The 12,613-nt window shown below is 71.7% G+C and carries 11 protein-coding genes and 1 pseudogene; 8 read left to right on the forward strand and 4 right to left on the reverse strand.

Features of this window, described 5'->3' with window-relative positions:
• Positions 1–161 precede the first annotated feature (161 nt).
• Positions 162–596, reverse strand: coding sequence for a nitroreductase/quinone reductase family protein (locus C4U44_RS39400; protein WP_103890937.1), 435 nt, complete (start codon positions 594–596; stop codon positions 162–164).
• 120 nt (positions 597–716) lie between these two features.
• Complete coding sequence (locus C4U44_RS39405) at positions 717–1,403, reverse strand: hypothetical protein (RefSeq protein WP_103890938.1); 687 nt, start codon at positions 1,401–1,403, stop codon at positions 717–719.
• A gap of 149 nt (positions 1,404–1,552) precedes the next feature.
• On the opposite strand from C4U44_RS39405, the gene C4U44_RS39410 reads away from it, so the two are divergent.
• From C4U44_RS39410 to C4U44_RS39440, 8 genes and pseudogenes are all read left to right on the forward strand, one after another.
• Entirely contained in the window at positions 1,553–2,005 is a 453-nt protein-coding gene (locus tag C4U44_RS39410) for a MarR family winged helix-turn-helix transcriptional regulator (RefSeq protein ID WP_103890939.1), read from the forward strand.
• A gap of 297 nt (positions 2,006–2,302) precedes the next feature.
• Positions 2,303–4,156 (forward strand): multicopper oxidase family protein, encoded by a 1,854-nt coding sequence (locus C4U44_RS39415; RefSeq protein WP_103890940.1) that lies wholly within the window; start codon positions 2,303–2,305, stop codon positions 4,154–4,156.
• A gap of 107 nt (positions 4,157–4,263) precedes the next feature.
• Positions 4,264–5,673, forward strand: a pseudogene (locus tag C4U44_RS43120) (alkaline phosphatase family protein); the annotation flags it as partial.
• 291 nt (positions 5,674–5,964) lie between these two features.
• Entirely contained in the window at positions 5,965–6,762 is a 798-nt protein-coding gene (locus tag C4U44_RS43125) for a YncE family protein (protein ID WP_235032694.1), read from the forward strand.
• A gap of 50 nt (positions 6,763–6,812) precedes the next feature.
• Positions 6,813–7,550 (forward strand): hypothetical protein, encoded by a 738-nt coding sequence (locus C4U44_RS39425; protein WP_103890942.1) that lies wholly within the window; start codon positions 6,813–6,815, stop codon positions 7,548–7,550.
• Between the two features lie 92 nt (positions 7,551–7,642).
• Positions 7,643–8,158 (forward strand): DinB family protein, encoded by a 516-nt coding sequence (locus C4U44_RS39430; protein ID WP_103890943.1) that lies wholly within the window; start codon positions 7,643–7,645, stop codon positions 8,156–8,158.
• A 76-nt stretch (positions 8,159–8,234) separates the two neighbouring features.
• On the forward strand, positions 8,235–8,801 hold the full coding sequence (locus tag C4U44_RS39435; RefSeq protein WP_103890944.1) for a YciI family protein: 567 nt from the start codon (positions 8,235–8,237) through the stop codon (positions 8,799–8,801).
• Positions 8,802–8,946: 145 nt separating this feature from the next.
• On the forward strand, positions 8,947–10,038 hold the full coding sequence (locus tag C4U44_RS39440; protein WP_103890945.1) for a DUF4232 domain-containing protein: 1,092 nt from the start codon (positions 8,947–8,949) through the stop codon (positions 10,036–10,038).
• Positions 10,039–10,119: 81 nt separating this feature from the next.
• Here the strand turns inward: C4U44_RS39440 and C4U44_RS39445 are convergent, their stop codons facing one another.
• Both C4U44_RS39445 and C4U44_RS39450 read right to left on the reverse strand, forming a co-directional pair.
• The gene (locus tag C4U44_RS39445) at positions 10,120–10,590 is read right to left on the reverse strand and encodes a DoxX family protein (RefSeq protein WP_103890946.1); all 471 of its coding nucleotides are present in this window, start codon (positions 10,588–10,590) and stop codon (positions 10,120–10,122) included.
• Entirely contained in the window at positions 10,587–12,344 is a 1,758-nt protein-coding gene (locus tag C4U44_RS39450; protein ID WP_235032684.1) for a discoidin domain-containing protein, read from the reverse strand. The genes C4U44_RS39445 and C4U44_RS39450 overlap by 4 nt, the downstream gene beginning before the upstream one ends.
• Between the last annotated feature and the right edge of the window lie 269 nt (positions 12,345–12,613).

Here is a 12,613-nt window from a genome sequence, read left to right on the forward strand (position 1 = left end):
ACCAGCGGAGATACGGTGCCCCTGGAACGGGCGAACGGGATGCCGGGGACGGCGGAAACGGGTCCCGGGACCCGCCCGGCCGACCGATCGACCCGGCCGGCGGGCCCCGGTTCCCTGCTCCCGCGTGCCCCCGCGGCATCAACGGCACCAACGGCGGGCCCTCAGCGCGGAGTCAGCCGCAGCACCCGCGCCCCGTCCCGCCAGACCGCCCGCAGGTCCTCCCGGTCCGGCTCGCCGTCCTCACCGACCCGGATACCGTTGAACCTCGCGAAGGCCCGGTTGGCCCGCGCCATCTCGGCGTAGGCCGCGACGACTTCGGCCTCCCCGGTGCCGGTCCGCACGTCGGCCCGGCGGCGCCTGCCCCGGAGCCGGATCACGATCTGCTCGCCGGTGCGCAGGTTGCGCCCCCACCGGGACGAGGTGCCGATCAGGAGCTCGCCGCCCCGGGTCACGTACGCGACGGGGACCGCGTAACGCCGTCCCGAGACACGGCCGACGACGTGGAGGACGACCAGCCGGGCGCCGACGAGGCGCGAGAGCAGGGGAGTTCGCAGGAGGCCGCGCGCCAGCAGGTTGACCAGGCGCTGCCCCGGCAATGTCCGCACCCGCGGGCGGGAACGGGACGGGCGGCGGCCGGAACCGGACCGCGGGCGAGCCTCAGGACCGGGATCGGAGCCCTGCCCGGCCGCCCCCGCACCCTCACCTCTCATGGCCGCTCACGCCTGCTCACCGCTGCCGGTGGTGACCGGGGCCACCGCCGGGAGCCGCTGGTCGCTCGCGGAGGTGGGGGCCAGCCCGGTGACCGCCGCGGGCATCGCGCCGACCGTGAACACGCGGACCTCGTCGCCGACCGCGACCGTGAGGAAGGACGCCTCACCCGGCACCTGTTCGGGCACCGGGATCTCGTGCTGCCCGGCTTCCAGGTCGCCGTCGAAGACCGGCATCGAGGTGCTCTTCGGCTCCGGCGGGGTGAACGAGGTCCCCCACAGGGCCTCGACGGTGACGCGCGTGCGTGCGGTGAGGGTCAGCCTCGCGCGGCGGCCGGCCTCGTCGTAGCCGATCCGGACACCGGACGGGGCCCGTCGCCGGTCGAAGACGGCCTCTTCCACCTGGGCCGCGATGACGCCGGCGATGCCGGCGAGCCCCTGCACGAAGGTCACCCCGGCGTTGCGCCGGGCCACCTCCTCCCGCAGGTACTGCTTGGTCCCGGCCGGGACCATCCCGCCGAAGACCAGGACGTCGAGCGCGGCGACGTCGTAGTCGTCGAGCACCCGGTCGAACTGGTTGGTCGCGTCGGCGGTGCAGCCCCTGGCGCGCAGGAGGTCGACCGCCGCGAGAAGGACGCTGGGGCTGCGGCCGACCACGAGCACGCGATCGGGTCGGCCGGAGGGGGTGATGTTCATCGTCGGAACTCCCTGGTGAGGGCGGGACACGGACACCGCGCGCGGGCGTGAGCGCCGCGTGCACCGGCCGCCGCCGTGTTGGCCTGTCCAATGTTGGCCATTCCAACATAGGCGATGTTGGCCGGCCCCACAATTGGTAACCTGGAGGCATGCCCGCGCACCCCGTTCGGCCCGGCCGCACACCGGACCGGCTCAAGGACCGCCCCACCTGGCTGATCAGCCGTGCCTTCGCGCGCTCCTCGGCGCTGCTCGCGGCCGGATTCGAAGCGGACGGCGACGGCCTGCGCGGCTACCACTACCGGCTGCTCGCGGCGCTGGAGCAGTGGGGTCCCGCCAGCCAGGCCGACCTCGGGCGCGACACGGGGATCGACCGGAGCGACGTCACCGCGGCCCTCACCGAACTCGAGTCACGCGGGCTCGTCGAACGCCGGGTCGATCCCGATCACCGGCGCCGGAAGATCGTGACGATCACCCCCCAGGGCGGGGACGCCCTCGTCGGCCTCGACGCGGTGATCGACCGCACCCAGGCGGCCGTCCTCGCTCCCCTGACGGCCGCCCAGCGGCGCCAGTTCGTCGACCTGATGGCGAAACTGCTCGACTAGCGGATCCCGCACCCGCCCACCGAGCGCCGGCACATCGCGCGCCCCCGCGCGCACCCACTTACGGCGCACGCGGCACGCCGTTCGCGTGCCGCGACCGAACCGGTCGGCAGGTGGCGATCATCATTCGATTCCACTCCCGCTACCTGCTGAATGATGCCGAAATCGACTCTCTGAGTGGCTTCCCGCACCGCAACGGCGCGCTGGGCACCCACTCCATGATCACGACCTGTATCCCATGAGCGTGATCTGAGGCGATGGGAAGCGGGAGAAACAATGGTCGGGCGAAGGAAGTTCCTCATGGCCGGCGCCGCGGGCGGCGCGGTGATGCTTCCACGGGGAGTTCGGGGTGCGGAGGCGCACGCCGTGGCGGGAAGCGGGATGGGGTCGACCGACACCTCGGTGCCGCAGACGCCTCCGCTGGAGAAGTTCGTCGACGCGCTGCCCGTGCCGGGGACGGCCATCCCGGATCCTTCGGTCTATCCGGGCGCCGACTACTACGAGGTCACCATGCGTGAGGGCAGGTGGCGCTTCCACCGGGACCTCGGACCGGCGAAGGTGTGGGGGTACTGGGCCGCGAATCCGCACGACCCCCGCAAGCCGATCGGCATGGGCTACCTCGGGCCGACCCTCGACACGACCATCGACCACCCGACGGTCGTCAAGTGGCGCAACGAGCTGCCGAACACGACCCACCTGTTCCAGTTCGTGATCGACGAGATCCGCCAGGGAAACCCCGAGCTCACCCCGTTCCCGCCGCCGCCGTACCAGTCGCAGCAGCCCTTCCCCGCGAACGTCAACGTGTGGAACGTCGTGCACCAGCACGGCGGTTACACCGCGCCGCAGTCCGACGGCACGCCGCCGCAGTCCTACACCTCCGACGGCATCCACGGCGAGGGGTACACCACCCTCGACCCGAACCGGGCCGCACCCAACGAGCAGATCTGCGGCTACACCAACCACGACCGTTCGTGCCTGCTCTGGTACCACGACCACGCCATGGGAATGACCAGCCTCAACGTCTACGCGGGGCTTGCCGGCCTCTACGTCATCCGGGACCCCGCCGACGAGCGACTGGGTCTGCCGCAGGGCGAGTTCGAGATCCCCCTGGTCCTCCAGGACCGGACCTTCCACTCCGACGGCTCGCTCGCGTACACCATGACGCAGCAGGAGGGCGAGGACACACCGGTCGTCAACGGGAAGGCCTACCCGTACCTGGCCGTCGAGCCGCGCCGCTACCGGCTGCGCCTCCTCAACGGCTCCAACGAGCGCTTCTGGCGGCTGCGGTTCGACACGCCCCGGGACGTACTGCCCCAGCCCCAGCTGCCGTTCTGGCTGATCGGCACGGACGGCGGCCTCCGCGCTCCGCTGCCGATGCTGAACTTCCTGATCTCCCCGGCCGAACGCTACGACCTGCTGGTCGACTTCAGCCAGCTGCCCATGGGCACGAACGTCACGTTGACGAACTACAACGCGCCGGTCCACTACCCCGCGGGAGTCGGGCCCGAGATCACCGAGATCATGCAGTTCCAGGTCACCAAGCCGCTGTCCGGGGCGGACCGGACGAGGCCGGCCGCGCAGCTCAGGCTGCCGCAGGCCGCGGACGTCCGGCCGGAACCAGGCACCCGCCGGCGGCAGTGGGTCGTGTACCAGCACCAGCTCTTCGGCACGATGACCTTCAACGCGACGCCGTACTACGCGCCGCCGGAGGACACCGTCACGGCGGGCACCAGCGAGATCTGGGAGTACGTCAACCCCAACCACGACGCCCACCCGATGCACATCCACCTGATCAACTTCCAGGTGCTGGACCGGCAGCCGCTGGACGCGGCGGGCTACCAGGCGGCCTACGAGCGGTGGATCGACGGCGGCCGCAGGCCGGAGGACCTGCCGGTGCTGGAGAACTTCCTCACCGGCCCGCCGATCCCGGCGGACCCTGACGAGGCGCGGTCCGACAAGGACACGTTCAAGTCCTATGCGGAGACGGTGACCCGGGTCTTCATCCCGGACATCACCCCGCCGACGGACACGCTCGCGGGGATTCCGGGCAGCGGCGCCGAGTACCCGGCGTGGTACATCCACCACTGCCACATCCTCGAACACGAGGACGACGACCTGATGCGCCCCTGGGTCATCGTCGAGGACGACGCCTGATCCCTGCTCCCGTCAATGCCCGTCAGTGCCCGTCAATGCCCTTGAACAAAGGGCGCATTCGGAACACCGCGTGAAGGTGTTCCACGATCTCCCGCAGAGAGGGTGTCATGGCCGGGTTCTCGCGCAGGCGGCTCCTGAAGTCCGCGTTCGGTGCCGGGGGCGCGGCAGCGGCGATGTCGCTGCTGCCGCCCAACCTCCGGCGCGCCGTGGCGGAGTCGTCCGCGACACCGCGGAACCCGGGCTCGCTGGAGGACATCGAGCACGTGGTGATCCTCATGCTGGAGAACCGCTCCTTCGACCACTACTTCGGCACGATGCCCGGGGTGCGCGGCTTCGACGACCCGGACGCGGCGACGCTGTCCACCGGGCTGTCGGTCTTCCACCAGCCGGACGCGGTCAACCCCGACGGCTACCTCCTGCCGTTCCACCTGGACACCAAGACCACCAGTGCGCAGGCGATCCCCTCGACGAGCCACGCCTGGACGGTGCAGCACGCGGCGGTCAACGGCGGCCGGATGGACCAGTGGCTGCCCGCCCACCGCACGGCCGACGGACCGGCCAAGGGCCCGTACACGATGGGCTACTACCGGCGCGACGACATCCCGTTCCACTTCGCGCTGGCCGAGTCGTTCACCCTCTGCGACGCCTACCACTGCTCGCTGCTCGGCCCGACCTGGCCCAACCGCCTCTACCACTGGACCGGCACCATCGACCCGGACGGCCTGGCCGGCGGGCCGGTGACCAGCAACGTGATCCCGGCGCCCTTCCGCTGGACGACGTACCCGGAGCGGCTCACCCGGGCAGGCGTCTCCTGGCACGTCTACCAGCAGGAGGACGACTACGGCACCAACCCGCTGGAGTGGTTCCAGACCTACCAGGACTCCGTCCCCGGGGACGCGCTCCACGAGCACGCGCTGACCATCGGCCCGGCCGACCAGTTCGCGCAGGACGCGATCAACGACCGCCTGCCGAAGGTGTCGTGGATCATCCCGACCTCCGGGCAGAGCGAGCACCCGGACTACACCCCGGCCGCGGGCGCCGACTTCCTGGCGCGCCAGCTCGACGCGGTCGCCGCCAACCCCGACGTGTGGAGCAAGACCGTCTTCATCGTCAACTACGACGAGAACGACGGCCTGTTCGACCACGTGATCCCGCCGATCCCGCCGGCCGGCACGCCGGGCGAGTTCGTGAACGGCGTGCCGATCGGTGCCGGCATCCGGGTGCCGTGCGTCATCGTCTCGCCCTGGACGCAGGGCGGTTACGTCGCCGGTGAGCCCTTCGACCACACCTCGGTACTGCGCTTCCTGGAGCGGATCACCGGCGTGCAGGAGACCAACATCAGCGACTGGCGCCGTCGCACCTTCGGCGACCTGACCTCGGCCCTCGGGCTCTCCGCGGCCACACCGTTCCCCGCGCTGCCGGACACCAAGGCGCAGTTCTGGGCGGCCGAGGACGAGGTGGCCACGCTGCCGCCGGCCACGTTCCCCGGCGCGGGCCAGACTCCCCCGCACCAGGAGACGCCGGGCGCGCAGCCGGACCAGACCCCGGCGTCACCCGCCCCCGACGCCGCGGCGCCCGCGGCCGCCCATCCCCCGTACACCGTCAGCCGCATCGTCGAGAACGCGACGACCCACCGGTCGGACTTCCCGGACGGCACCGCGGGCACCGACTTCCCCGGCATCCAGGAAGCCGTCCCCGGCGTCGGACCCACCAGCGGCACGTACCTCTACACCGTCGGCGTGGTCAGCTTCACGCTGGCGGTGATCGACCCGGCCACCCGGCAGCTGGTGGCCAGCGTCAAGGCGGGGGTGAGCCCGTACGGTCTCACGAAGGCGCCCGGCGGCAAGCTGTACCTGAGCAGTTCGGGCGAGAACTCGGTCTCCGTCTACAACACCGGTACGGGCAAGGTCGCTTCGAGCATCGGTGTCGGCGCCTATCCGCACGGCCTGGCGACCTCGCCCGACGGCGGGAGCGTCTACGTCGCCAACACCGGCCCCGACACCGGACCCGGCGGCTCGCAGACCCTCTCCGTCATCGACACCGCCTCCGACAAGGTCACGGCCACCTGGACGTCCGGGACGGCCCCGCACTCGCTCGTGACCGGCACGGACGGCAAGGCACTCTACGTCTCCTGCTCCGACGGCCTGTCCGTGATGGACACCGGCACCGGAGAGCAGCAGGCACTGCTGACCGACCAGGCCGGGTCCAACGGCGTCGCCGTCCACCCCGACGGCACCCGCCTGTATGTGGTCAACACCTGGCAGGACACCCTGTCGGTGATCGACGTCCGCACCCTCCGCGTGCTCGCCCGGGTCGGCGTCGGCCGGACCCCCTGGCAGGTCGCCGTCAGCCCCGACGGCGCGCGGGTGTACGTCACCAACTCCAGGGACGATTCGGTCTCGGTGATCGACGCGGCCCAGAACCGGGTGACCGCCACCGTGGCGGTCAAGCACGTCCCGACGGGCATCACCGCGACCGCCTCCACGCTCTGGGTCGCCACCAACGCGTCGTCCACGGTCGACGCGATCGACGCGAAGTCGCTGAAGCCGTTGGGCAGTACGGCCCTCGGCCTGACCACCAGCCCGGCCGCGATGGTCATCGCCTGAAGCACTCCGATTCCGGGCGCCGGGGCAGGGGGGGCGTAGGCTCCGGCACCGTGGATCTGCGGACATGCGTTTTCGACGACCGGCCCGATCTGCGGGCGCAGGCCGAGGAGATCTTCAGCGCGGGCTGGCCCGAGTTCATCTTCCACGACCCGGCCGCCGACCGGCAGATGGACCGGGTCCGGGCGTGGTTCGGGGAGTTGAACCTCCTCCTGGTGGACGGTGCGGACCGCATCGTCGCCGGCGGCTGGGGAGTCCCCGTGTCCTGGGACGGGACCCTCGACGACCTGCCCGGTGGTTACGACGACGCCCTGCTGCGGGCGGTCGGCCTGCACGAGGCAGGCGGCAGGGCCGACACCCTGGTGATCGCCGCGGCCCAGGTCCGGGCGGACCTGCAAGGGCGCGGCCTGGCACGCGAGATGCTCGGGTTGCTCGCGTCGGCCGGAGAGCACGCGGGGCTGGAACGCGTGATCGCCCCCGTGCGGCCGACCTCGAAGGCCCGCTACCCGCTCACGCCGATGACCGAGTTCATGACCTGGACGCGGAGGGACGGCGCGCCGCTGGACCCGTGGTTGCGCACGCACCAGCGCATGGGCGCCCGCATGCTGTGTGCCGCCGAACGGTCCATGACGATGGAGGGATCGGTCACCGAATGGGAGAAGTGGGCCGGGTTCGCCCTGCCGGCCTCCGGACGGTACGTGGTCCCGGGCGCCCTCGCCCCGCTGGCCCTCGACCACGCCGCGGATCACGGGGAACTGGTGGAGCCGAACGTGTGGGTGCGGCACCGCTGAACGGCCCTTCCTTCGGTTCCACTGCTGACCACGGCAGGGCCGACCGTAAATCCAGGTGCCCTCCGGCACGTACCCCGCTAGCCTCCGCCGACATGGCATCCGAACTGCAACGCCCACCGCTCCAGGCCGACGAACGCACCGCCATCGTCGGGTGGCTGGACCTCCAGCGGCAGATCCTGCGCTGGAAGTGCGAGGGCCTCGGCGACGAGGACGCGCACCGCTCGGTCATCCCCACCTCGCCGGCCATGACGATGGCGGGCCTCGTCTCCCATATGCGCTGGACCGAGCACCTGTGGCTCGACGTGCTGTTCCTCGACGGTGACAAGGAGCAGAACCCGTCGTTCGACGAGTCGCGCGAGGACGCGGACTGGGACACCGGCGGCCGCCCGATCGCCGAACTCCTCGCGGAGTACGAGGCGCAGTGCGCACGCAGCAACGAGATCGTCGCCGCCGCGTCCCTCGACGACGTCGGCCGCCACCAGGAATTCCGCGCGGGCGGCGCCAACCTCCGCTGGATGCTGATCCACCTGGTGGAGGAGACGGGGCGGCACGCGGGACACGCGGACATCGTCCGCGAACTCCTGGACGGCGCGAAGGGCTACTACTAGGCGGCGCCCGTCAACGGTGAGCGCCGGCACCGTAATCCGCTCGACCCGGCGGGTCGGTGCGGGGAACCCTGGGGGCATGGAGTTCTTCTGCTACCACCGCGACCGGCCCGGCTCCGGCGCGCTGCGTGACGAGTTGCTGCAGGAGCACTGGTCCTACATGGACCGGTTCGCGCAGGAGATGATCGCGCGCGGCCCGACGCTCGCCGGTGAGAGCGGCGACGCGGCGGACACGGCGACCGGAAGCGTGCACATCCTCGACCGCGAAGACGCCGCCGCGGCCCGTGCGTTCGCCTTCGACGAACCCGGGTACCAGGCGGGCGTCTACCGGGACGTGCTGCTGCGACGCTGGCGGAACACGCTGGGACGCACCATGTGGGACTTCCCGGGCGGCCGGACCGGGGGCAACCGGTACCTGGTGATCGGCCTGGGCACCGGGAATCCCGCGGACATCGAACCACCCGTCGACAAGGCCGAGTTGATCGCGTACGGGTCGCTGCTGTCGGACGACGGGGCGACCTGGCTGGGCACCGCGGCGCTGGTCCGCGCGCCGGACGGGGACACCGCACGTGCCGTCCTCACCGCGGACCGGTACGCAGGCATCGAGGTGCACAATTGGCAGTTCGGCGGTCGCGACGACCAGTGAAGCGGCGCCACCCGGCGGCCCGGCGATCGGCACAGCGGATCACCCTCCCCCGCCCCGCGCGGCGCCCGTAGACTTCCCCGCAGTGGTGGCCCGGGGGGGGCAGCCGACGCCTGAGCGGCGGGAACACGCGTACCACGGGGGGAACATGCGCGCAGCACGACGATGGGTGACGAGCGCGGTGGGGGCGGTGGCGCTGGCACTCGCGGTCACCGGCTGCGGCACCGTGCACGGGACGGCGACGACGATGCCCTCGACCATGCCCGCACGGGTGTCGGCGGCGGCGACCCTGGGCCCGGACGGCACCGTCCCGTGGGTCGACGAGCCCGCCACCGAGGCCGACTTCACGACCGCGGTCCGGCCGGCGCCCGCGACCGGACCGACCTGCCGCGCGTCCCAACTGGACGCCACGCTCCCGCGCTGGATCCACAAGAGCACCGGCGGCGAGGTGAACGACCCCGTCATGGAAGCGTCCATGTACGGCTACGCGGTGCTGACCAACACCTCGCACACAGCATGCAGGCTGGACGGTCTGCCGAAGGTCCGGCTGGCCGCGGGCGGGGTGCCGCTCGACCTGATCCAGGGCGGGTCCCGGAACGACGGCCCCGCGGTCGGCCTGCCGCCGGGCGGCAAGGCGAACTTCCGCCTCGACTGGGACGCCCCGTTCTGCCCCGCGTCGCACGGCCCCTACACGCTGGACGCGGACCTGCCGGGCGCCGGCGACGTCGCGGTGCGCCTGACGGACCCGAGCGTGCCGGGATGCGCGCGCGACGACACGCACCCCGACCTCGCCTCCTCCCTCACGCCAGGCCCGATCGCGGCCGGTGACGGCCAGCCCCGGCCGCCCGTCGTCTCCCCGCTCAGGAACCTGACCGCGCGGGCGACCCACCTGCCGGCACGCGTCCACCCCGGCCGGAGCGTCGACTTCGACGTGACGCTGTCCAACCCGACCGGCACCGCCGTGTCGTTGGCGGGCCGACCCGGCTTCACGCTGGAGGTCACCTGCACGGGCACGAACGGCCGCCAGGGCCTGAGCGACGGCTTCAAGGAGTACCTGCTCAACAACCGCCCGGTCACGCGGGTACCGGCGCACGGCTCGGTCCGGTTCGCGATACGCGCGGCCGTCCCCGAGGCGTCGTCCTTCCCCGGCCCGCAACTGTCCCTCACCTGGCGGATGATCACGCGCGGCCTGCCGGCCGGGCTCCCCTACCTGGTCCTCACCCTCCCCACCGGCGCCTGAACCGGCCACGGGTGCGGCCCCGCGGGAGAACCCGCGGGGCCGCGACGAGGATCGCCGATCGAGGCGGACGGCGATGGGGGGTCAGACGCGCGCGCCGACCTGTGCGGCCCGCTTCTTCGGCGCGCCCTCCGCACCTCCGCGAGCGACGCCGGCGAGGACGTGGTCGAGGGAGAGCGGTCCCGGGCCGGTGACGGTGATGAGGAGGAGGGTCCAGCAGAACAGGACCGCCGGTTCACCGCCGTTCCGGATCGGCAGGAGCGCGTGGTGCTGGTGGATGTCGAAGTAGGCGAAGGCCATGGAGCCCGAGCCGATCAGCGCAGCGACGCGGGTGCCGAGTCCGGCCAGGACCAATGCTCCGCCGAGGAGTTGGATGACCGCCGCGTAGCCGCCCGGCCAGGTGCCCGCCGCGATCCGGTGGGTGCCGAGGGTGCCGAAGAGCGAGGCGACCCCGTGGCAGAGGAAGAGCAGCCCGACCACGGCACGGAACAGGCTGAGCACGTACGGCCGGGCGCCTTCGAGCCGGGCCGCCGGTGCCGGCCTGGCCCCGCTCACGTGTAGATCCCGAACTCGTAGAGCGAGTAGCCGTATCCGGTGCCCCGCTGCGTCCCCTGGATCCGGACGTAGCGGCCGGTGCCGCTCACGTCGATGTCGTCGACGTTGCCGTCCCCGTCGGTCACCGACTTCACCGTCGTCCAGTTGGTGCCGTCCTCGGAGGTCCGGATGTCGTACGCCTTCGCGTACGCGGCCTCCCAGTCCAGCTGGACGTGCTTGAACGTGGTGCTCCGGCCGAGGTCCACCTGGAGCCACTGCGGGTCGCTCCAGTCGCTCGACCACCGGGTGCCGGTGCTGCCGTCGACCGCGTCGCCCGGGGTGCACGGGCAGCCGCCGGTCGGGGCGGTCTGGTACGAGGAGGCGGTGGCGGGCTTGTTGAGCGCCACGTTGGTGCCGTCGACCTTCGGGGGCACCACCTTCAGCGACTTGGAGCCGTAACTCACGTTGCCGTGGCCGTCGGTGGCCTTGAGGTAGATCTTCCACACGCCCGGCTTGTCGGGGGCCTTCGTGGTGATGGTGCTGCCGTTGACGGTGGAGTCGGCCGGGGTCAGCGCGCCGTTGTTGTCGACGTAGATGCTGCTGTAGAGCACCTGGTAGCCGATCGGGTCGTTCTCCGGGTCGGTGGTGTGGGCGGTGAGGGTGACGTCACCGCCGGTGGGCACACCGTCGGTCGCGCCGGCGACCGTCATGTCGGTGACGACGGGCGCCTGGTCGTCCCCCGAGGTGTCGCCGCCGTACGCCCTCTTCACCGCGTAGTACGAAGGGCGCTTGAGGCCGTCGGGCACCAGGTTGAACCAGATGCCGCCGAAGTCGTCCTCGTTGCCGTAGTGGAAGAGGGTGGCGCCGAGCGCGACGCCCTGGTGGCTGGTGATGCAGTTCCAGGCGTTGGTGTAGCCGTCGGCCTTCTGCTGGTCGTCCGGCTCGTCCGGCACCCCGTTCGCGTCGTCGGGCACCTCCCACGACCCGGCCGGACCGCCCTCGGTGACGATGTACGGCTTGTCGTAACCGCCCGCCTCCCAGTCCGACTTGACGTTGCAGACGTCCTTGTAGGAGTTCACCGCGTACAGGTCGAGGTCCGGGGCGTCCTTCTTGTAGTAGGGCCACGCCCCGGTCCAGGCGTCGGTGGAGGTCACCGGGTGGTTCGGGTCGACCGCGTGGATCTTCTGGGCGATCTGGTCGACGAAGGTGACGTACGCGTTGCGCTGCTGCTCCAACTCGTCGCCGCTGTAGCAGTTCTGCAGCCCGAGCACCGACTCGTTGCCGACGTCCCACATCAGGACGCCCGGGTTGTCCTTGTAGGTCTCCACCCACTTGGGGAACTCGGTGAGCATGTCGTTCTTGTACGTGTCGTCGGTCAGGTAGTTCACGCAGCCACCGGCACCCGGGCCGCCGCCGGGCTGGAGCCAGAAGCCGGCGATCACCTTGATGCCGTTGGCGGCGGCCGCGTCGAACAGCGGCGCACTCGTCGCGTCGGTGCCCCAGGTGCGGATCGTGTTGACGCCCATCTTCGCGACGTCCGGCAGGTCCTGGGCGGCGTCGGCGGGCGAGGGTCCCCAGGTGAGGCCCTTGACCTCGTAAGGTGCGCCATCCACGGTGAGCTGCCAATTACCTTGCGAGCCGGTCACCTTGACGACGCTGCCCGCGGCGTGCGCGGACGGCGCCTGGAGCGCGGCGAGTCCCGCCACGGCCAGCGCGGTCGCGGCGAGCGGGGCGACGGCGCGACGCGCCCGCCCCTTCCTGAGGGGTCGCTGCATGTCTTCCTCCTGGGTACGAGGCGTGGCGGTCACGGGAAGCCGGCCGGCGGCACGGGGCAACGCGGAGGAAGCAGGGGGCGGTTCGGACCTGGGGGACGGCGGCGAGGGCATCGCGGTCGGCAGTGGGGTGGGGGACGTGGGGGGCCGGTACGGAGGTCGTGCGGGGGTCTGCATAGGTCACCTGCGGTGTTGGGGGGACAGGCTGGATCAGGGAGAGCGCTCTCCCGGGCGGCCCGGGAAAACCCGCCCGGGAGAGACCCGCGGACGGG

Source organism: Actinacidiphila yanglinensis, assembly GCF_900107965.1.
Classification (GTDB): Bacteria; Actinomycetota; Actinomycetes; order Streptomycetales; family Streptomycetaceae; genus Actinacidiphila; species Actinacidiphila yanglinensis.

Coding starts and splice junctions, on each gene's coding strand:
- C4U44_RS39430 (WP_103890943.1), top strand. CDS start 7,643: ATGGCATCCGAACTGCAACGCCCACCGCTCCAGGCCGACGAACGCACC.
- C4U44_RS39435 (WP_103890944.1), top strand. CDS start 8,235: ATGGAGTTCTTCTGCTACCACCGCGACCGGCCCGGCTCCGGCGCGCTG.
- C4U44_RS39415 (WP_103890940.1), top strand. CDS start 2,303: ATGGCCGGCGCCGCGGGCGGCGCGGTGATGCTTCCACGGGGAGTTCGG.
- C4U44_RS39440 (WP_103890945.1), top strand. CDS start 8,947: ATGCGCGCAGCACGACGATGGGTGACGAGCGCGGTGGGGGCGGTGGCG.
- C4U44_RS39410 (WP_103890939.1), top strand. CDS start 1,553: ATGCCCGCGCACCCCGTTCGGCCCGGCCGCACACCGGACCGGCTCAAG.
- C4U44_RS39450 (WP_235032684.1), bottom strand. CDS start 12,344: ATGCAGCGACCCCTCAGGAAGGGGCGGGCGCGTCGCGCCGTCGCCCCG.
- C4U44_RS39405 (WP_103890938.1), bottom strand. CDS start 1,403: ATGAACATCACCCCCTCCGGCCGACCCGATCGCGTGCTCGTGGTCGGC.